The sequence below is a fragment of the Mycobacterium gordonae genome (assembly GCF_001417955.2).
GTDB classification, from domain to species: domain Bacteria; phylum Actinomycetota; class Actinomycetes; order Mycobacteriales; family Mycobacteriaceae; genus Mycobacterium; species Mycobacterium gordonae_B.
Genome location: NZ_LKTM01000006.1, coordinates 1 through 20,394, shown reverse-complemented (window position 1 = coordinate 20,394; position 20,394 = coordinate 1). Strand labels below are relative to the sequence as shown.

Annotated in this window: 15 protein-coding genes and 1 pseudogene; 7 read left to right on the top strand and 9 right to left on the bottom strand. The window is 64.6% G+C overall.

From position 1 onward, the window contains the following. Both AO501_RS02970 and AO501_RS34685 read left to right on the top strand, forming a co-directional pair. On the top strand, positions 1-1,640 hold a 1,640-nt coding region (locus AO501_RS02970; protein ID WP_156452281.1), incomplete at its 5' end, for an AAA family ATPase. Positions 1,641-2,155: 515 nt separating this feature from the next. After that, positions 2,156-2,314: pseudogene (locus tag AO501_RS34685) on the top strand (DUF1778 domain-containing protein); the annotation flags it as partial. A gap of 46 nt (positions 2,315-2,360) precedes the next feature. Here the strand turns inward: AO501_RS34685 and AO501_RS36785 are convergent. The 5 genes from AO501_RS36785 to AO501_RS02945 are packed head-to-tail and all read right to left on the bottom strand — an operon-like array spanning position 2,361 to position 5,731. Continuing rightward, the gene (locus AO501_RS36785; protein WP_156452280.1) at positions 2,361-2,498 is read right to left on the bottom strand and encodes a hypothetical protein; all 138 of its coding nucleotides are present in this window, start codon (positions 2,496-2,498) and stop codon (positions 2,361-2,363) included. Next, positions 2,495-3,376, bottom strand: coding sequence for a hypothetical protein (locus AO501_RS36780; RefSeq protein WP_156452279.1), 882 nt, complete (start codon positions 3,374-3,376; stop codon positions 2,495-2,497). The genes AO501_RS36785 and AO501_RS36780 overlap by 4 nt, the downstream gene beginning before the upstream one ends. Continuing rightward, positions 3,373-3,666, bottom strand: coding sequence for a hypothetical protein (locus AO501_RS02955; RefSeq protein WP_055576321.1), 294 nt, complete (start codon positions 3,664-3,666; stop codon positions 3,373-3,375). Before AO501_RS02955 ends, AO501_RS36780 begins: the two co-directional genes overlap by 4 nt. Next, positions 3,663-5,063, bottom strand: coding sequence for a type IV secretory system conjugative DNA transfer family protein (locus AO501_RS02950; protein WP_055576320.1), 1,401 nt, complete (start codon positions 5,061-5,063; stop codon positions 3,663-3,665). Before AO501_RS02950 ends, AO501_RS02955 begins: the two co-directional genes overlap by 4 nt. Further along, on the bottom strand, positions 5,063-5,731 hold the full coding sequence (locus tag AO501_RS02945; RefSeq protein ID WP_055576319.1) for a hypothetical protein: 669 nt from the start codon (positions 5,729-5,731) through the stop codon (positions 5,063-5,065). The genes AO501_RS02950 and AO501_RS02945 overlap by 1 nt, the downstream gene beginning before the upstream one ends. Before the next feature lie 814 nt (positions 5,732-6,545). Here AO501_RS02945 and AO501_RS02940 point away from each other — a divergent pair. The 5 genes from AO501_RS02940 to AO501_RS02920 all read left to right on the top strand — a co-directional run bounded on the left by AO501_RS02940 (position 6,546) and on the right by AO501_RS02920 (position 14,047). Then, a complete protein-coding gene (locus AO501_RS02940) occupies positions 6,546-7,721 on the top strand; it encodes a hypothetical protein (protein ID WP_055576318.1) in 1,176 nt (391 codons plus the stop codon). An 11-nt stretch (positions 7,722-7,732) separates the two neighbouring features. Then, positions 7,733-8,656, top strand: coding sequence for a conjugal transfer protein (locus tag AO501_RS02935; protein ID WP_055576317.1), 924 nt, complete (start codon positions 7,733-7,735; stop codon positions 8,654-8,656). A 40-nt stretch (positions 8,657-8,696) separates the two neighbouring features. Continuing rightward, positions 8,697-8,990 (top strand): hypothetical protein, encoded by a 294-nt coding sequence (locus AO501_RS02930; RefSeq protein ID WP_055576316.1) that lies wholly within the window; start codon positions 8,697-8,699, stop codon positions 8,988-8,990. Between the two features lie 84 nt (positions 8,991-9,074). Next, positions 9,075-12,050 (top strand): ATP-binding protein, encoded by a 2,976-nt coding sequence (locus AO501_RS02925; protein ID WP_055576315.1) that lies wholly within the window; start codon positions 9,075-9,077, stop codon positions 12,048-12,050. Next, positions 12,047-14,047 (top strand): hypothetical protein, encoded by a 2,001-nt coding sequence (locus AO501_RS02920; protein WP_055576314.1) that lies wholly within the window; start codon positions 12,047-12,049, stop codon positions 14,045-14,047. The genes AO501_RS02925 and AO501_RS02920 overlap by 4 nt, the downstream gene beginning before the upstream one ends. A gap of 44 nt (positions 14,048-14,091) precedes the next feature. On the opposite strand, the gene AO501_RS34680 is transcribed toward AO501_RS02920, so the two are convergent. The 4 genes from AO501_RS34680 to mycP form a co-directional block, all read right to left on the bottom strand. After that, a complete protein-coding gene (locus tag AO501_RS34680) occupies positions 14,092-15,609 on the bottom strand; it encodes a serine/threonine-protein kinase (protein WP_082658348.1) in 1,518 nt (505 codons plus the stop codon). A 189-nt stretch (positions 15,610-15,798) separates the two neighbouring features. Next, positions 15,799-17,637, bottom strand: a complete 1,839-nt coding sequence (gene eccA, locus AO501_RS02910) for a type VII secretion AAA-ATPase EccA (protein ID WP_055576312.1) — start codon at positions 17,635-17,637, stop codon at positions 15,799-15,801. A gap of 23 nt (positions 17,638-17,660) precedes the next feature. Beyond that, positions 17,661-19,256, bottom strand: coding sequence for a type VII secretion protein EccE (gene eccE, locus AO501_RS02905; RefSeq protein ID WP_055576311.1), 1,596 nt, complete (start codon positions 19,254-19,256; stop codon positions 17,661-17,663). Beyond that, the coding region (gene mycP / locus AO501_RS02900; RefSeq protein ID WP_055576310.1) for a type VII secretion-associated serine protease mycosin at positions 19,253-20,394 on the bottom strand (1,142 nt) is incomplete at its 5' end. The genes eccE and mycP, both read right to left, overlap by 4 nt.

Genomic DNA, 20,394 nt, shown 5'->3' with positions numbered 1-20,394 from the left:
CCGGTGAACAACTCGACCTGTTCGCCCCCGCCATCGCCCATCCCGCCGATGGTCTCGCCGAACCCCCACCCGACCTCTACGACTACGCCTACGGCTTCGCCGAAGACGACTTCGCAGGCCTGGACTTCAGCGACCTGTCCACCCAACGGCCCGCCGTCATCGCCCCATTTGGCGACATCGACATTCCCGACCTGCGTGCCCGCCGCGACGCCGCCCAACACCGCGCCCAACAGATCCTGCTCAGCGGCGGACCCGCCGAACACGCACTCACCGACCGACTCGCCGAACTGCGCTGTATCCAAGAACACCAACGGCCCTTCCAACACGCACTGGCACACGCCCACAAACTGTGGGTCGACGCCGAAGACACCGCCAGCCTGCACAACCTCCTGCTCACCCAAGTCCAAGCCTCCATCACCGCCGCACACAGCCGCGGTAACACAGACGAGGCCCAGCGCTTCCAACAGCACTACGACGACTTCAACCAACGAACCCCCCATGTCAGGGCCGCCGTTGAGCAAGCACGCCACCGACTCAACAACGCCCACACCGCCCTCCTCGCGGCCGCCGGCGGCACCGAGGGCATCGTCACCGAACGCCACATCCAGACTCTGCGCAGCCAAGCAATGCAAGCCGACGCCCAAGCCCTCAGCGAGGCGCGCCGCCATGCACGCGAACTGGACAACCAACTCGCCCAAGCCGAACACATCGCAGCGCGAGCACTGGCCGAAAACCCTGCCTACCCCCAAGGACTAACCACCTACATGCGCCAAACCATCGCCGGCCACAACACTGCTCAAGACAGCATCGAAGACCCCGCCAACGCCTACGACCTGACCGCTGAGCTAAACCAACTCCGCGACGAAATCGACTACCTCACCACGGCCAGCGCTGTCAGCCCCGCAGCCCTGTACTACCCACCGCAAACCGCCGCCGCCAACCTCGACAACGCCCACCAGCGCACACTCACCGCGATCACCAGCAACATCCACACCGTCCAACCACTGGTCATCCACCCCTTCGCCAACAAGACCGGGCTCCTAGCCGCACTTGCGGACACCGCCCACCACCACGACCATCGCGTCTTGGCGCTGCCCGTCACCAAGGCCGCCGCCCACTACGCGACCAACCACCGGTATGCCGATAGCACCGCGACCCCGGAACAAGCCCGAACCAACCTCGACAGCCAGCGCTGGAAACTGCCCCGCGGAACCCTCATCGTCATCGACGACGCCGACCAACTACCCGCTGAACAACTACGTTTCCTCACCCACGCCGCGGTAACGACCAACACAAAACTCATCCTCATTACAACCCCCGGATCACACCCCCAACCCGCTCACACCTTGCTCGACGTCCTCACCGAGAACCTGCCCCACACCCACCACATCGGCACGCCGACCGCCCGCACACACGCCCGATCACGCACCGCTATCGTCCGCCTCGAGCACCACCTGGACACCCCCGACACAAGCGCATCGCCAGTACACGCCGAAGCCGCAGCATTGCTCAGCGATCGCACCGCACTCCTGCGCCGCATACATGACATCGCCGCTACGGATGGCGCACTCGATGCCATCGCAAAACGTCATCACGGCCACGACAAACAACGCGACCGCAGTGGTGGACTCCACCTCTGAAACCAGAGGCTGCGCCTCTAGCTAGGCGCGCCAGAGCATCTACTCGCCGCTCAACCCGCCCATATCGGTGTACGATATAGCGGTAAGCCTTGAGGCATTCCCGGCACCGAAGGTGCAACTGCCCCCTCAAGGCGAAACGCTTTCAGGGGCCTAGACGATCGCAGAGCGATATCTGGCGGTCGCGGTCGCACGCGGCGACACCGCACGTACCGCCCGGCTCTATATGCAGAAAAACGACTTATCAGTTCACCAGAAATTTCATCGCGGCTTCTCGGGCGGGTGCTGGCACCCGCGGATCAAGCAGGTTGCTTGGGAACCGATCAAGTTCAACCGAAAGGGTTTTCGCGGCCACTGGTTCTCCAGACATCTCATGCAGCAACGTATCCAAACGCCATGCGTAGGTATGCGAGTATCGTGCGTTGAAAGGCACGATGTTATCGATCTGGAAACTCTCCTGCGCAAGAAGTGCATCAGCGATTAGTTGATAGATCGTCCGCGAATCCACGCTGTACCGCCGCAACGTGCTTGCCGATCGCCGACTGTTCACGCTCGACGCGCCGGCCTGGTCGGAGTTCGTGGCGGTGCTGGACCGGCCGGTGTCCCATAAACCGCGGTTGAAGAGGTTGTTCACGGATGCCCTTGGGGAAGTATCCCCCGATATGGCGTTGCCGTAATGGCAGAAGGGCGTGGTGTGACCGCATCCCGTCCGGCTGCTTGCCGTCAGAACGCGGGGGCGTCGTCGACCGCGCTGCCGATCACCGTCATCGCATCTGCGACCACCTCATAGACGAGCCACCCAGCGACGGTCAAGGCCGCGATTAGTCCACTGAGCCAAGGGAATCGGTTGGGATGACTCATTCCTGTGCTCCTTTTTGGTTTGGCTTCGCGGTGGTAGGACGGACCAGGATGCGTCCATCTGGTCCTACACGGAGAGCGACTTCGCGCGACCGATGGGAGTGACCGTGCTGGAGTCTGAGATCGGGCTCGCGGTCACTGGTTCCAAGTTGTTGGTGATCCCATGCGAGGTACTGTTCAAGGTCATTAATCAGTGACGGCCAGTCCACCGGGTCTTCGGTGTGCCCGACTTGTGCCCAGGTTGAAAAGTCTGTTCGTATTCTGATCTTTAGTAGGTGGCTCAGTAGCGGGCCGGCTAAAGGGACGTCGGGTGCCAGGCGATACACGTGCCCTCCGCTATCCGCATCCTGTTGTTCAGGGCATGTGGTGAATGCCCTTGGGCTGCAAATGAAATCAGCAATCCGCGCGGTATGCGGTGAGTATCCGGCGCGCGCCGCTTCGGGCCGCAGATCGATGAACAGGTGGTCAGACCACTGCTGGTACCACTGTTCGGGAGCTTCCGCGCTGGCCAGACACGCCTTATCCCAGACCCAGAAGTCTGGAAAGCACAGTGCCCGCGGCTTGTTCGGGTCCGCGGGTAGCAGTTCGGTAACCCTCCTGATAATCATGTGGGCCGGATCCGAGAATGAGGCCACCGGCCGGGAGCCATCACTCAAGATGTCATCCCAGATCCAGCAACCGGAGTTGTCCGGTTCGATCAGGCGCGGCGGCCGGTCGGTGAATTCCCAGCGGCCGTCGGGATAGCGCCAACCCAACACGCAGACACCACGCACCGCGATACCCCGGCGGTGCTGCACCCCGACTGTGCCGCCGAAGACGCGGGCATCGAAACCCCGCTGACGCAGCACGGTGACGATCTGCTCTGCGGCAACATGATTCACTGTGCGGCTCCCGGCGGTTGCCTCCGTGGGCCGTGCAGAGTGCGGGGAATCTCGCTGAACAACACCGCCAACTCCCACAGCGCGTCGCGCCGCGAGCAATCGTCGACTCGGCGTACCGCGCCGTAACGCTGCAGAGCCACAAGGGCCCGGTAGACCTGCTCGGCGACCACTGGACGTTCCTCGCTACCATGTCCTCGGCTGACTTCGAGTCGCGCCTCCGTCGTCGTGATCGGCCCGTCGGCCTTCTGGAGGACCTTGAGGAGCTCGGCACGCAATTGTGCTGCCTTCATGCTGATTTCGCTCGCTGGTGTCGTTGGACGACCCATTCCCAAGGGGTTGTTGGCTCTCGCTTTGCCAACTCGGCGCGGCCAAGCAGCAAATCTACTGCCCTGTCGTACCGCTTGACGAATGTCTGCCAGTCCGGAAGTTCCGTCAGGACCCCGGGGGTACCGCGGCGCAATAGCCGGGCGCTTCCCTTATTCGGGGGCAGGAGCCGGCGATAGTCCAGGCTGCTGCCCAGCTGTGATGACAGCGTTTTGCCTCCGGTGGCCTGATCGAAGGTCTCCTGCCGGCGGGTCGTTTGACGTGACCACTCTTCGGCGCGCTGCAGCATGTTCATCTCGTCAGCGCCGTACATGATTAGGGCTGCAGGGAACGTGGCGCGCAATTCGCGGGCGTAGTTTGTGCCGTAGATGGTGTCGAACTGGCACGAAGCCTGCACGGCGGTCACCAGGTTGACTCCCAGGCCGCGTCCCTCGGAGACGTAACGGCGTAAGGCGGGCATCGGCGCGACGTTGCAGGCCTCGTCTATCACCATCAGCAGCCGGTGCAACATCTCCTTTCGCGCAGTCTTTCCTTGCCACGTCCGCACCAAATGTTCCAGCAGCGTCACCGCAGCGCCGGCGATCGACCCCCCGGGAGACGCCAAGATGAAGAGGGTCGCATCGGGCTGGTCTAGGAACGAGGCGTCAAACGGCGGAGCGGCCATTCCGCGAAGGCTGAGTCGCATCCACGGGCTTACCGCTTTGCGCATCGTCAACGCGATGCTGTCGCGTTGCTTGGCGTCCATGTCCAACGTCCGCTTCAGTCCGTTGCGAAACAGCGGGATGTCCTTGACGTATCGCGCTGCGCTGTGCCAGCCCGGTGCCTCGGGATCGGTCTTACTTTTCTTGACGTTGTCGACGGCCAGCAGCACCCAGTCGATCCCTTTGCCGGTGCAGCGTGGGGATGCCGCGTACAACATCGCCGCCAAGGGGGCCTCGGTGTTGGACTCCCACACCCCTCCGTCGGAGACCTGATCGACACCAGACCCCATTCCCACCGCCGACATCTGCATCATCGTGTTGGCAACGGTGACAGCCTCATCCGGTGCCGTGATCAGTGCCGTTGGATCAAACGAGCGTGTTTGGACGTCAAGTGGATATGTCGGGGAGTAATCTGGTCGCAGGTCAATGATTTGCTTTGGCCCCCAACGGCGTTGGCTGATCAGCCACATCAGGTCGTCCTTGGAGGACACCGCTACTGCGGGCCCACCCCATAGCGTCGCGGCCGGTGCCAGAACTCCGGTGGTCTTACCGGTTTCTGTCGGCGCGGACACCAGGACATGCGCCGGTGCTTCGGCCAACACCCACTTTTCGTCGTTATCGCGCACAAAGCCGGCGTACGGGGATGCGAGTCGACCGGACATCAGTGGGGCTCTCTTCCTGGCGGGGTGGCGTCACCGTCTTCTGGGTCATTGCGGGTCGGGAATATCCCGGGGCCGGTCATGTCGTCGGCCTCGAATCCGAAATCGACGTCGTCGGCTTTGGCCGGTGGGCGCATCGGCCACCAGTCGCGTGCGCCGTCCACTGCCAGCCAGCCCTCCAGGATCCCGTAAATCCCTGCTGTCAGCAGCGCAACGGGCAGTTGGGCCAGCGCCCATGGAATTGCGATCGCGTCATCCAGGTATTGGCTGGGTCCGAGCACCATCACCATCATTGGTAGGGGGAGCCCGACGATGGCGGCCGACCACATGAATCCTGCGATAGGGTACGAGCGCAGCTCGCCGGGTATTAGCTGAACGACAGTTATCGACATCAGCTTGCCCAAGGGCCAACCCGCCGGAGCCAGCACGGCCGCCGACATAAAAATGGCCCAGTCAAGCATGGCGTACGGCGTATTAACGGGTCGCATGTACCACGGATGAGTCACGTCATCATCCGCAGGATCAGGACGCGCACCAGTTAAAACGCCGTCGCGCCGACGTATATCGCGCGCTAAAATTTCTGCGCGCCTTTTTTGGAATATAAAAGTCCGTTGATTACGGGCGATCCATTGACGGCGGATCTCGTCGTACTTGTCAGCAGCGGCAGGCATCAGCGCCGCCCCTAACCGCTCCTACTGGCTCAGTGTAGAAGTCTTCCAAGCGATGCGCGACATCCAACAGAAAATTCCTCAACTCTGCTGCACACCGCCCGATTCCCGCACACTGCGCTTCCTGCCTGGTCGCGTCGATCATCGCTGAACTGGCTGTGAGCAGGTCTGATATGCGCACGGAGGGACTGCCGCCCGCCAGCACCCGACTGGCCGATCCCTCCTGCCAGCCAAGTGCGTAGTCCAGGCGCGCCAATGACCGCCGCGACAGGCCGCCGCCACGCCGGACTGCCGAACGCAACGTCGCCGGGACCGGTCCGCCCGCGGCGCCGAGGTCTTCTCGGCTCCAACGCAACTGCGCTAGCCGGTCATCAAGAAAAAAGAGCAACCGGTTCAAACCGTCTGTGGGTACTGGATGCACGAAAAAGACGATAGCAACGGATTCGGCGATTTCTCTACGGCCGTCGAATATTAAAGGAGTCACCCTTAAGCTGACTCAAAGTAAGGAGGTAATGCACATGAAATCAACGGTCTACATGGTTGGCTTCAGTGGGATACGAGAATCGGCAACGGTCTTGCAACCAACGCGCAGCATCGCTCCGCGTCGCCGCGTCGAGGCTTTGCTACCTGCACGGATGTCCTGTACGCCGATACTGGTAGCCCTGCGTCGGCGACCGTCGCGGTCTACCCAGTTTCACCACAGACCAAGACGGCGATGGCTGTGGATCGCAGTCGATGCCGCCGGCCTGCCGCCCTACACCGATCGGCTGTCCGCATCGGCGCAGACGACTGTGACAACGGTGGACCCGGCGCACCCATGAAAGACACCATCGCCAATTCTCAGCAGGTCTGGGACAGCACGGCGGGATGGCTTGGCGAGAAGGTTCAGAGTGGTCCACGCGCCAGATCCGGCGAAGTGCAGACAGATGACGCTGAACCCGCTGCGCAGGAACTCCGCGACGAGGATGACGACTCGGTGGGGGACGACGGCTGCCTTCCCTGCGCGCCGATCGCCTTAGATGCAGATGATGACAACAGTGCCGATGGCGAAGTTGGCTCTGTCAACGGGGATGACGACGCGCTCGGTGTCGAACCGGTCGCCGCCCAGGCCGAGGGCGGTGGTGGTGATCAAGGCGGGGTGGTCGTAGTTGGAGGCGACGGCCCGCAGCCCTCCGTCACCCCCGTGGAGCCCACCCAGGAATCGCCCCGATACAACCGGGCACTCGCCCTGGGTTTTGTGGCGGTGACCGTCGTGGCCAGCCTTATCGTCGGTGGGACGCTAGTGGTGATGCGGCACCGACCCCATACCGCCGACCAGGACCGTGCTGCCCATCCCAGCACTCAGGTGAGTATCGTGGCCGCACCCACCACCACCGCCGCTGCCGCCGCCACCGGCCCGGACGCCGCAATCCCCTACAGCGCCACTGCTATCGGATGTCTTCCGGGATCCACTGCCGCGCAATCGGTCGCAGGAACCGACCCCACCCAAGCATGGGTCTGCGTCCATGGCGGCATCGTCGGTCAGCACCTCGTCCTCAATCTGGGCCGCACCATGGTTATCACCGGGGTCTCCATCACGCCGGGCTGGGTAGGCAGCGACGCCTCAGGAGCCGACCAATGGTTGCAGCACCAAGTGGTCAAACGACTGCAGTGGAGCTTCAACGACTCTCCCCCGACTGTCGTCCCGCAAGAGACCCACGCGGTGCACGGTGAAGCCCCTCAAGCGTTGCCGGGCCGTGGTGTACTGGCCTCACGAATCATCCTGCTGGTCCTCGAAACCGGCCGCGCACCAGCCGAAACGGCGCCCACCTCAACACCCAACCCCACTGCCGGATCAGGGGGGCTGCTCGGCGAGGTCCTCGGGCCGACGCCAGCAGGGGAGGCCTCACCAACACCCTCGGCCAGCCTGCCCGCAGACCAATCCCGCACCGACCCCGCCGACAACACATTCGCGGTGTCCTCGATCAGAATCTTCGGCCACCCACCCCAGTAAAGGGCTCTCCCATGATGACCAACACCTGGCGCAAGCGCCTCGAACACAGCCACACCCTGCTGCGCCGAGCGGCGTCGGCCGTGGGCATCGGCTCCTGCGCAATAGTGGCCATCGCCACCATCTGGGGCTGGATTACCGACGAACCCATCGACGTCGCAGGGCCGGCCCGCACGGCCGTCAACCGCACTGCGCTGATCGGTTCCTACGCTCAGGACTGCGTCACACGATGGTTAACCGCCACCCAAGCCGACCAACAATCGCTGCATGAGTGCTGGACGCTGCGCGACCCGCTACGTTTGCCCACCACACCGGCGGTCGTCGTGAACTCGCCTGCCGTATCAGCAGTTACGCTCGTCGACGACACGGGCGAGACCCAACAGTGGAGTGTCGTTATCGCGGTGTCCGAACGCCCCTTCCAAGCCGCAACTCCTCACACCACCTACTACCGGCTCCCCGTCATCTACACCAGCTACGGCGTGCGCGCCAGCGCACTCCCGGCCCGTGTCAACGGCCCGGGCGCCGGCGCTGATGCCCCGCTGGGATACCCCGCGACCCTCCCTAACACCTCGCCGGCCTTCACCACAGTCGCCGGATTCCTCACCAGCTACCTCACCGCAAGCGGCGGACTGGAGCGATACGTCACCCCTGCCTCGGGGCTGCTGCCGGCCGCCGACTACCGATCCGTGCAACTGACCCGGCTGACCGCCAACCGAAACACCACCGACCACGACATACCCGCCGAGGGCACCACGCTGCACGTGCTGGCCGCGGCCAGCGCCGTCACTAACCAATTCGCGCCCCTGGAACTGGACTACCCCATCGTGCTGACCGTCACCAGTGGCCGATGGACAGTCTCAGCGCTCGATTACGCACCACTGCTGGCCGAGAGCACCGAATTGACCCCCGTCATCCCCGCCGCCGCCGCGCCGCGATAACCCCCCCGCCTGCAAAACACCTACAACAGAAGGAAACCCAATGTATCTCCCCACCTCCACCGCCGCCCCCACCCTGCTCGCGGCCACCGACCTCGTCTCGGGCAGCAGATCCCTCTACACCATCGGTGTCGGCGTCCTGGTCATCGGCATCTTGCTCGCCGGCGGCATACGCGCGGGCGGAGCGTTCCTCGGTGGACGTATCGGCGAAACCGTCGGCTGGGCGCTAACCGCAGTCGTCGTGGCCGTCATCGTCGGGTCCGGCTACGCCATCTACACATCGGCCAAGCGCACCGTGGACCGCACCGGGATCACCACCGGCCAATTCGGGCAGTAATGCCCGTCCCCTTGCCGCGAGCGCGGGCCCGCACAACGCGGCTCGCGCCCGCGCACTATCCCCTGCATCACAGAGGAATTCGCCATGGTTGAGTCAGCCCAGATATTCAAAGGCGTTCACGACACACCCGTCTACACCGACATCCTGCTCAAAAAGCCGCTACGGCTTGGGGTGGCGATCAGCCTCTACGGCGGTGGCGGGCTGACCGTCGCGCTCACCGTGCTCATGCTCGACTCCGGGCACGCCCGCACCACCTTGATCTGCGGGGTGCTGCTCACCACAATCGCCGCCGGCATCGCGGCCCTGATGCCACGAGGACGGCCGACGCTGGGCTTTCGGCTGCACAGCTGGTGGCGGGTGCTTCGACCCCAGTCCACCTCGAGCACCGACAACCCGCTGCTCGCCCCGCCGCATACCATCACCGCCAACCTCAGCTTCACCAATCACGGCGTGTACGCGCACTACCTGCTCAGCGGGCTCCCCTATTTCCTGCAATCCACCAAACGCCGCGTCGGGGTAGCCGACCGTCACCAAGTCCTGGCCCGCGAAATCCCCGCAGGAACCTGGATTTACGGGCTCTGCGTGCCACAAAACCAGCGTCAACTGTTAGGAGCCATGCTGCACGGCCACCGCGACAGCCCATCCTGGGTCCACACCTGCACCGCAATGGCCCCCGTCATCGCCGCCGAAGCGCCCCGATCCCGAATCTATTGGCTGTCAATACCTGTCGATGCCGGCCGCGCCGGACACAGCCCCGTCGGCAGCGCCGCCAAACTCCGTGACTGGGTAATCGGCCGCGACAAAGACTCCGACGACTCCGTTGCCGCCTACCAACGCCTCGGCCACGACATCATCACCGCGCTCCCCGAAGAATTCACGCCCACACCTGCCAACGAAGAGATGATCGACTGGTTCTGGCGCCACAACGCCTGGCGCGGGGTGTTCGATCACCCGCTCCCAGCCCATCGCGGCCCAGCACATCACAGCAGCACCGCCTTGCCGGCCGCGGCCTTCGACGAAGGCGACCAGCAACACGGCACAGGCCGGGGGCTGCCGCTGCGCACAACCGCCGCAGGCCTGACCACAGCCGCAATCATCGCGGCGACGGCCGAGCTCCCCGTCCTCGCATTGCTCCTCGCCGCTACTGCCGCCGCCCTGACCCTCGGCTGGTCTCTGGGGATGCGCCGAATCCCCTCATGGGCCAAGACACTGCGGATCTCTAGCCCCGACGGCCTCTACCCCGACAGCTACCAAGCGATTCTGCCCGTCGTGGACATGCCCAAAGCCGGCATCGTCTTCCCCGGCTCAGAGTTCCTGCAGGCCCTCGATGACCTCGACACCACAGCCACATTCGACTTCGCCATCAACCTCGTCCCACGAAGCCGCGAAATGGAATTCGTACGCAACGATCGCGCCAAAGGCAACATCAACGATCAATTCACTCAGCGCCGCGACGTCCGCAACGGTGACGTCGAACTCATCACCACAGCCCGCCAACTCGCCGAATACAACCGCCAACTCGCCGACAACATCGACGAACGCCCCCTTGAAGCCGCTTTCCTCATCGCCGTGGGCGCCCCAGACGCAAAAGCCCTCGACTACAGCATCAAACGACTACGCGAAGAACTCACCGGGTCCGGCCAGATCGCTATCCGCCACTACCACGGGGCACAAACCCGGCTCTGGTCCGCGTTCAACCCCGGCGTGCCCAACCACAAAAGCGGCGTGGACCAATTCGCCCAACCCACCACCACCAAGAAATGGTCGAGGTTCGTCCCCATCACCTCCTCCATGGTCGGCAACACCACCGGAATCCTGTTGGGCTTCAACACCAGCACCGCGCTACGCAGCGCAGTGCTGCTCGACTTGCCCGGCACCGCCCGGCGCAACCGCAATCCCTGCCTGGTGTGCAGCGGAGCCCTCGGCTACGGCAAGTCGTATGCCGCCAAACGCATCACCCGCGCCGAGATTCAGCGCGGCGCACAAGTATTCATCGTCGACCCAGGCACCGAATGGGAAGACGCACTCAACGATGTCCCCAACAAAGCCGTCATCGACATGGCCGGAAACCAATTCAGCTGCGACCCGCTGCGCACCTTCCCCGACGCTGTCGCCGGCGGTTACTGGCTGGACTACATGATCCCCATGATGGGGTTGGACTCCACCACCATCGGCGTACAGCGGCTGCGCGCGCTGCTCGAACCCGACGCCCGCCGACGGTTCGGCATCACCAGCACCGCCGCGCTGATGGCCTACATCGCAGCCATCCAACCCCCCGCCGGCAACGACACCCGCCCACCACAGGTCGCCGCGCTCGCCGCTGACCTCGCCCCCATCCTGGCAGCCCTCACATCATGGGCCACCTACGACTTCACCACCGCAATCTTCGATGACACCCTGGCCGTGCCCGACTTGAACAGCCTCGACGTCACCGTCTGGCTCACCGGCAGCCTCGACCTGCCCAGTTCCGAGGAAATGACCACCCCGCACCTCTACCACGGCCTCTCAGACCGCAAACGCGCGTCCGTGGCCATCTACGGCATGCTCGTACGGCTGGCCCGTGTCAGCTTCTTCGCCAACAAACAACGCTTCGGGCTCATCGTCCTCGAGGAAGCCGCCGCCCTGCTCAACTCCCGCGCCGGTGCCGACGACGCCCACCTGATCAGCCGCCGGGCTCGCAAGCACTACACCGGTTTGCTGATCATCACCCAAGACCCCGTCGCCGACCTGACTCTCATGGGTGACAAATTCATCACCCAACAACTGATCATGCCGTTCGAAAACGAAGACCTCGCAAAACAAGTCGCCACCAAAGTCGGCATCCGTGCCGACGACTACGGCGACATCGAAGAATTCTTCCTCGCCCAACCCACCCCCGCAGAAATGCGCGACCCGACAGCCTTTGACGACGACACAGCGGCCGGCATCGACCGGGGCAGCCGCAAAGGACTCGGCTTCTTCGTCGACGAATTCCGGCGCAAATCGCCCATCCGAGTAGTGGCCGAACCCGACCAGGCTATACATGCCGCCTACGACACCACGCCCGGACGGGTCGCATGACCCCAACGCGCCGTGCCCCACTAGCACACCGAATCACCGAATACCTCGCCTACCAGCTCGCCACCCGACCCCGCCTGCGCCGCATCGCCACACTGTGGTTGACCAGCCACCTGCTGATGACTTGGGCCTTGGTGAGTGCACCACAGGCTGCCGCCTCCACGCTGACCGGCGCACTGAACTGGACCGGTGTCACCGACAGCCACGGAGTGCCGGTCGGCAACTACTACCTCTCGGTGGTCACCACCAGCGAAGCCATCTCCAAAGCCGGGCCTGAACTCACCGCAGACCCCGCCAGCTGGACCCGGTGGCTGGCCAACGCCGTCACTACCGGCCTCACCCACGAAATCATCGTCGAAATTATCCAATCCGAAGCGGCCCTCTACATCTTCATGGTCGCCACGTCGCTGTGGCTCCTGCGCTTCGCCATGTCCAACACCTGGATCTACTGGCTGGCCACCTGGTTTCGGCCCCTGTTCGAGGTGCTGCGCTCCCTGCTCACCGAACTGTGGGTATTCCCGCTGTGCATGCTCGCCGGGCTCGCGGTCGGGGCTTACCACGTGCTGTGGCACGGCCGCAAAGGCTACGGCGCCGGAATCACGCTGTCCGCCTTCGTCATCGGCATCCTCGGGATGGTCCTCACCAGAGACCCGCTCTCGGATCTGTCCCACGACAACGGGCTGCTCGGCCAGGCGCGTGCCCTCGGATTCAAAGTCGCGCAAGCCGTCGCCAACAACGGTCCCATCAGTGGTGGCGGCACCAACGCCCAACTGCAACACCTCACAGGCCTCATCGCCGACGCCACCCTGCGAACACCGCTGCAACTGATGAACTTCGGAACCACCGTCGATGACATCGGCGGCTGCGGCAACGCCTACACCGCCGCCATCCTCGGCGGTAAACCCGACGGCCCCGCACACGCCATGGGTAGCTGCGGCGCCCAACAAGCACTGGCGTTCGCTCAACACCTCAACGGCGCCAACCTCGCCCTCGGCGTGTTCTACCTACTGCTGGGCGCTGTGTTCACGTTCTTCGTTCTCTACGCCACCTACAGCTACGTGATGGTCTGCTGCGCCGCCTTCATCAACGCGCTCATCGCCCTAGTGGCCGCTGCCCCCGCCATGATCCACGGACAGCCACGCAAACGCGCACTGCGGCGGCTAAGCCTGTTCTTCAAACACGCGCTGCTGGTCTTCGTCTACACCACCTACATCTCGGTCGCAGCAGTGATCGTCCTGAAAATGGCCGCCCGCGGCGGCTACGCCGACCAAGTCGGCATGAGCCACCCGCTGGCCCGCCTAATCATGATCGGCCTCATCTCCGCCGTCGCGATCGGCGGACTGTGGTGGCTCAAAAGAGAACTCGGCGACCACACCCGCGACATCACCTACCTGGTCAACGACCTCAACCGCACCGCCCGGCGCGGCTACGAGCAAGGCCGCGACCGCCTCCAACAGTCCCGAACTCTCGCCTTGGGGCTGGCCGGCGCGCCGCCCACCCACACCGGCGGCACGACCAGCGCCAAAGGCGGTGGCCACGCGCCCGATGATCCACCCCTCACAGGTCCCCCTGTCCCCGGACGCCCTCCCGGTGGACGTGCACCGAGCTCGGGTAAACGCACCCCACCCCCCGCGACGCAGTCCGACAGGGCCGCCCGCGGCCACACAGCGACTGCCCAAGCCGGCGCCACCGCCGTCCTAGCACCCGAGGCCGCCGCCGCGGCCGCCGTCACCAGCCGCGTCACCCAGGGACGCCAGCGCGGAAACGGCCAGCGCTCCGCCACCGCCGAGGCCCCCGGAAGCAATCATCGTCCGGGCCGCACAGCTGGCAATGGGCAACCCGATTCACAGCGTCACCGCGATAACCGGGCAGCGCCCACCACTGAAAGGCCAGTCGCCGGCCGTGCCCGCACCGGCACCGGCCCTGCCCCGCGGCCCGCCGACGGCGTGGCCCGCGCGTACTTGCCCTTTGAGAATCCACCCGTGCAAGGCCGCGAATAGATGGCAGTAGGTAGGGCCGCGACGTTGCTGCGGTATCAGCTACCTCAAGCACCGCAGAGCAACTGCGCATCGCGAAAGCCGGTGCCTCTAGGACACAACGTGATCGGCTCACCAGTGGGTGCCGTAATCGTCGCGTAGCCATTGGGTTGCAGCGTGAAGGTAAAGGCCTCGCCGGGGTACCGGATGAGCCCTGACCCGGCGGCGTCTCCACGCGAATCCAGTTGCGCTGTCAAGATAATCATGGCCGTAGTCGAAGTCATCGGCGACCATGTGGCCGACCAGGACGTGCTGTACATTGCGCCCTGTGTCACCACGTAATGTGCGCTCCCGTCTGGTGCGAGGGTCACTGAGGTGGCATGTTGGCCCCACTCGCCGAAAAACCCCGCTCTTGATGCTGTTGGCGACGTACTCACCGTCGTGGGCGGTGTCGTCGGACTCGTAATCGATTTATTGGCAGCGGGATTGGTTGTCGACAGGGTGGTCACGACTGATGGGGTGCCAGCCGGAGACGCGGTTGTTCCTGCACTTCCCTCACTAGCCCAAAAGTGGCTCCGGAGTGTGAAACCGATCGCCGCAATCCCGACCAACGTGGCGACAGCGACTGCGACCGTGGCAACCGTTCGGCTGCCATGCGGCCGAAGCTCGTTGGCTGGGCTTCTCTCAGCGGCCGGCCTCAGACGTTTACCCGCTGAGGAGGCACGCCTCGAGTCTGCGGCATTCGGCGCTGGGGTGGAAAGCTTTTCGTTTGGAGAAGCGATCGCCGACCGGGCGGCGTCTGCCAACTCGACGGTGGTTGCATACCGCTGACGCGGGTCCTTCGCCATACCTTTTGCGATCACGGGATCAAGCCCTTCGGGCACGCCCGATGCGGCAGCTGAGGGCCTCGGAGGAGGGGTGCTCAGGTGTGCGGCAACCAGTTGCGGCATGGTGTCGCCGGGGAAGGGTGGGCCGCCGGTCAGGCATTCGTAAAGTACGCAGGCCAGCGAGTAAATGTCGGCGCGGGCGTCTTCTCCTGCTTGCGGGTCTAACCGCTCCGGAGCGATGTAGGCGAAGGTCCCGATGGTGCTGCCGGACCGTGTCATTCGAGTGTCCTCCGCGGCACGCGCGATCCCGAAATCGATCAGGTAGGCGAAATCGTCACCGTCGAGCAGGACGTTGGAGGGTTTGACATCGCGGTGCAAGAGACCACCTCGATGCGCGGCGTGCAAGGCTTTGGCAACTTGGTCGATAATGTGGACCGCGCGTGCGGGATCGAGCGGCCCCTTAGACAGCAGGGCGCTCAGGTCGCATCCTTCAATCAGCCGCATATCGACGTAGAGGCGGCCATCGATCTCGCCATAGTGGTGAATTGGGATGATGTGCGGGCTATTTAGCCGGGCTGCAGCGTGAGCTTCCCTACGAAAACGTCGTTGAAATTCCGCGTCCTCGGAGAAATGCGCGGGCAGGAGCTTGATGGCGATGACTCGGTCGGTCTCGGTGTCATGGGCACGCCAAACTTCACCCATGCCGCCACGCCCCAGCAACTCGATCAGTACGTAGCGGCCGAACCGCGTCCCCTTCACTGCCCCAAAATAATCGGATGATCGAGTTGCCGGAAGAGGAATCGAGTATTGACCCAGCGAACGATCCCGCGGTGGAGTGCGTCGCCCCGCCGTCAGGCACTGCTGGCACCGCTTGCCTGACTCTCACCAGGGCCCGAACCGCAATCACTGTCGAGGCGCGCCCCGGCCCTTATTGGTCGGTTCGTGAATTTATCCGTGCTGTTCGCGCCTTTCTGACACCGCGGCGCGCAGACCTTCGGCTAGATCGTCGCGGGTTAACTCACGTAGGTTGCGCAGTTGTTCGTCGGTGATGTTGATGTCCTCGCTGGCCAGCAGCTCGTCAAGTTCGGCGGTGTCGAGCCGGTCGTTGCGGTGATCACGCGCCTTTTCGACGACGTTGCGGACAAAGCCGGCGTTGCCCAGCAGGTCAATTTCGCGGATCACGTCGCCGTCGGCGGTCGTGGTTTGCTGGGCGTAGAACCTTTCGAACTCGGGGAGCAGCACGGCGACGGCCTCGTCGGAGGTCACGTCGTCGTCCTCGGCAATCATCAGCTTCGTCAACCCGACCAGCTCGGGTGGGGTGTAGCTGTGGAACTCGATCACCGTCGAAAAGCGCCGCCGCAGACCTTGATTCACTGAAAGCATCTTTTCGGTCGCCTTGGCGTAGCCGGCACCGAACACCACCAGGTCATCGCGGTTGTTCTCCATGTAGAGCAGCAAGGTGTTGATGATCGCGTTCCCGTACGGGTCGCCCTGGGAGTAGCCCTTCTCGTGCAGGGAGTGCATCTCGTCAAAGAAGACCGCTCCGCCGAGCGCGCCTTCGAGCATCTCCTCGGTATTCTTTTCCGCCTCGGCCATATAGCGGCCCAATAGTTTCGTGCGGCTGGTCTCCACCACCAGCGGCTTGCGTAAGACTTTCAGCCCGCACAGCTGTTTGGTGAATGCCCGCGCCACCGACGTCTTTCCGGTGCCCGGTGGGCCAAGCAGAAGAGTGTGGCGTGAGGTGACCGGTACCTTCAGCCCGACGCGGGAGCGGGCCAGGTTCACCTTCGTGGTCGACCTAATCCGTTTGATCTCGCGTTTGGCGATGTCCATGCCCAACATGGCGTCGAGCTCAGCTTGGCCCTCAGCCAGATACTTCGACGCCATTTCGGCATCGCGGGCGACATCGGAGTCGGCGGCGTTGGGGGCGCTGTCTGGATCCCACGGATCGGTGCGGGCCTCAATGGTCTCGGGGTCGGTCAGGACCAGCCGCCGAGTGGGGTCATCCATCGCCTGCCGTGCCGGGGCGAACTTCGGATCACGGGAATACACCCGCCGCAACAACTGCGCTGCCTCGGCTTCGCGATCGAGGTGGCGCAGACACATTGCCTGGGTGTACAAGACGATGGTCGTGGCAGCCGGTACCCGATCATCGTTGACGGCGTGCTCGCCGCGGCGGAAAGCGTCTTCAAACACTCCCAGAGACGCCAGCGCGGTAGTGGCCATCGCAGTGGCCGCGCACTCGTATTCCGGTCGGTACCAACGCTTGTCGGACCGAAAGAGCCGCAGCACATCAGTCCAACGCTGGGTGCGGAAGTGCAGTAATCCGCAGACGTAGCGGTGCATGTCGGCATCGAGCGGATCGGATGGTTCAGCAACACAATTCAGCAGATCATCTGCTGCGGCGAAGCTGCCCTCGCGGATCAAAGCAGCGGCGTAGGCGCAGCGCAACGACTCCGCCGAATTGATCGGCAGCCGCAGGAACAGCCCGTCAAGCACGTTGGGACGAAAATCGGCCGCCAGCACCCCGACACGGCGGATCTCCCAGCCATAGGAATCCACGGCTTCCCAGGCGCCGGCCAACACGTCAATGTCGTCCTCGCCGGCCAGAATCCGGCCGAGCCATCCATCACAGATGCTGGGATCGGCGCGGGTCACCGCCGTGAACATCTCGCGGGCCACGCGCTCGTTGTGAGTGGGCACCAACCCGCCCACCCCAATGCCTGATGCCAACAATCCGCGACGAAACGCGGTACGGGCCTGGGCTTCTGCTTCAATGCCTGTCAACGCTGCTCCTTGAACACACTGTTTTAGGCGGCCCGGCCCGGGGTGGCGGCCACGTGCTGGCGCTCATAGTCCAGATCGATGCGCACACGGACCCGGAATGCCCATGTCCGGACCATGGCGGTGCGAGCACCGTCTTGTTCGATGTGGATGTCGGCGCCCGAAGCGGTGCCGGCCGGTACGGTGCGCACTATGACGGCGGCGCCGTCGGGGGCTGCGCCGGCGACCAGGTCATAGACGACCATCCACCGCCGCGGGCTGGGCGGCAACGGCCCTTGCGCGCCCGCGGCACCGACAAGCTGCAACCCAGCACCGGTGACCTGCTTCCAGCGCTGCGGACGGTCGGTGTGCACGAGGACTTGGTAGCCGGTCGCGGCAGCGCGTAGCGCCACCTGGACCGTCAACGCCAGCTCCCCGGCCAGCGTCACGGTGGAGGTCGTGGCCGGCGAACTCAGATCCACCAGCAGCGGATGCCCGGTCGCGTTGCTGCCCACAACGATCCCGGTGGCGCAGACCGCCACCGCCAGGGGCTGGTCCACATCCTCCAGTGCGCAACTAGGCACCGCTAAAGGCGTTCTGGCGGTCAGTGATCCGGCCGCCAACCCCAAGTCGTGGCGACCGGTGAGGGGGTTGAGTCCACTGAGCGGCGCCTCGGAGAGCGGGGCACCGGTGTGGTACCGGGCCACAACCCCCACCCGCGTCGCCCCCCCAACTGCCGGGCGCAGCTGCACCGTGACCGCGGTAGCGTCGGTGTCAGGAACCCACAGCCGGTCCAACGTGTCGCTGGAAATGTCAGACGGTGACATCCAGTAGGTCTGCACATAGCCGTTGGAGTGGCGCAGACGGCCCCACCCGCTGCGAAGCTCCGCCGGATCAATCCCGGCCAGCAACTCGGCATCGGCTTCACGGATCTCCTGTGCGGTCAACACTCGAGCCGGACAGCGCAGCCCGGTCAGCTCCTGGGCAAGCCACTGCGCAGCGGCTCCCACAGTGGCGGCCACCGACTCCCGCCACAGGACCGCCCGCGCGCTTCGTTCGGCATCGAACCGGGCCACCAGCCATGTCCGGCGCTGCCCCACCGCCGGGTGATCCCCGATCAGGCTCGAATAGACCGCGGCGTAGCTATGGTGCCGCTCAGATGCCCGCCGCCTACCGACACTGACGATGTCGATGGACTCCAAGGTCACATCGAACTGGCGCAATCCCTCGGCGACCGCGGCCACCGGCAACGTCGCCAACGAAGCGACCCGATGGTGGTCCAGCGCCGAGGGGCTGTGTGCTTGGCCGTCCACGGCCACCACCGCCGCCAAATACGGTCCCACCGCGCGGATTCCGACCGGTCCTTGCCCGTATGTCCGGTGATAGTCGGCAGTCTCACCGGCGGTCGTGGCTACCATCGCGCTGTGCGCGTTGATCGCCCGCAGCCCCAACCGCAACACTGTTGCGCCTCGCCACGTCACGACCGTTGCCGCGCTGAGCAGGACCGCCACGCCGGCAGCAACCCACCACCCGGCTCGACCCGCTGCAGCGCCGCCCAGTGACAGCAGCGCGACAGTGGCGACGAACACCGCTACGACGCGGGTCCAACCGAGCCGTATGCCCAGCGGCAGCGTCGGTTTCATCGTTGCTCCTTGCGGATGAGTGCGGCGCTACCCAGGATCACGCTGCACGCCACTGCCAGTGCGCCTATGCCGCCGGCGGCCACCCATACCGGCGTCATGTCACGGCCCACTGTCGGAGGTGTCAGTACCAGCGGGGAGGACAAATGTTGCGGCCCAACAGGTTCCCCAGGGGGCAGGTCATAGCTCAGCGCCGCGACCGGGTCGATGATCCCGTGCCCGACTCTGTTGTCCACACCGCGGCCGGGAGCGCGTGCGGTGGCCAGCAGTCGGTTGATGACCTGGTGGGAGGTCAGTAGCGGATACTTGGCCCGCACCAGCGCGGCGACACCGGAGACGATCGCCGCCGAAAAGGACGTACCCTCGCGTGCCACCATCGTGTTGTCCCGCCCTTCAACGGCATTCATCAACCCGTCGTCGCGCGGTGACAATCCTTCGATGTCAGTGCCTGGCGCGGCAAGAGAGACCCATGGCCCGGCCATGCTGGCATCCAACGGTGTGCCCTTCGCGTCGACCGCACCCACGCTCAGGACGTAGTCGGAGAACCATGCCGGAGTGACCACCGTCGTCACCCCGCCCCAGTCCCGAGGGTCGTTGGGGGTCAACGGGTTATAGACGGGATTCTGTTTGCAGTCGCTGTTGCCGTTCTCACCACTGTTGCCCGCGGCGGCCACAATCACCGCGTTGCGGTCGATGGCGGCATAGTGGATCGCAGCCCCGAGTTCACGCTGGTCGATGATGTTGGTGGCGCTCATGCACGAGACTTCGGAAATGTTGATCACAGAGGCACCCATGTTGGCCGCATGCACGATCGCGCGGGCCATCGTGCGGATGTCACCGGCTTTGCGCCGGGTGGCCGGATCCTGGTCACCGGAGAAGGCATCCTTGGGGCTAAATGCGCGTGAGCTCTGCCTAATGGCAATGATCTGCACTCCCGGCGCCACACCGCTGAACCCGTCAGCCGCAGGGGGCGGCGGTGGCGGCGGTGCCGGTGGTGGCGGTTCACCGGTGGTCGACGGTGCCTGCTCATCGGCGGGCCCAGGGCCCTCGGACGCCCACCCGAAACCCGACCCCACGAACACCGTTGAGCCAGAACGGTTCCAGCGGGCCGGCTCATCCGGAGGCAGCGGCGGGGGTACTT

Bases quoted from the DNA above. Each gene is read 5' to 3' on its own strand.
- AO501_RS02955 (WP_055576321.1), bottom strand. From the start codon at position 3,666: ATGAAGGCAGCACAATTGCGTGCCGAGCTCCTCAAGGTCCTCCAGAAG.
- AO501_RS02935 (WP_055576317.1), top strand. From the start codon at position 7,733: ATGATGACCAACACCTGGCGCAAGCGCCTCGAACACAGCCACACCCTG.
- AO501_RS02930 (WP_055576316.1), top strand. From the start codon at position 8,697: ATGTATCTCCCCACCTCCACCGCCGCCCCCACCCTGCTCGCGGCCACC.
- AO501_RS02945 (WP_055576319.1), bottom strand. From the start codon at position 5,731: ATGCCTGCCGCTGCTGACAAGTACGACGAGATCCGCCGTCAATGGATC.
- AO501_RS02940 (WP_055576318.1), top strand. From the start codon at position 6,546: ATGAAAGACACCATCGCCAATTCTCAGCAGGTCTGGGACAGCACGGCG.
- AO501_RS36785 (WP_156452280.1), bottom strand. From the start codon at position 2,498: ATGAGTCATCCCAACCGATTCCCTTGGCTCAGTGGACTAATCGCGGCC.
- AO501_RS02920 (WP_055576314.1), top strand. From the start codon at position 12,047: ATGACCCCAACGCGCCGTGCCCCACTAGCACACCGAATCACCGAATAC.
- AO501_RS02925 (WP_055576315.1), top strand. From the start codon at position 9,075: ATGGTTGAGTCAGCCCAGATATTCAAAGGCGTTCACGACACACCCGTC.
- eccE (WP_055576311.1), bottom strand. From the start codon at position 19,256: ATGAAACCGACGCTGCCGCTGGGCATACGGCTCGGTTGGACCCGCGTC.
- AO501_RS02950 (WP_055576320.1), bottom strand. From the start codon at position 5,063: ATGTCCGGTCGACTCGCATCCCCGTACGCCGGCTTTGTGCGCGATAAC.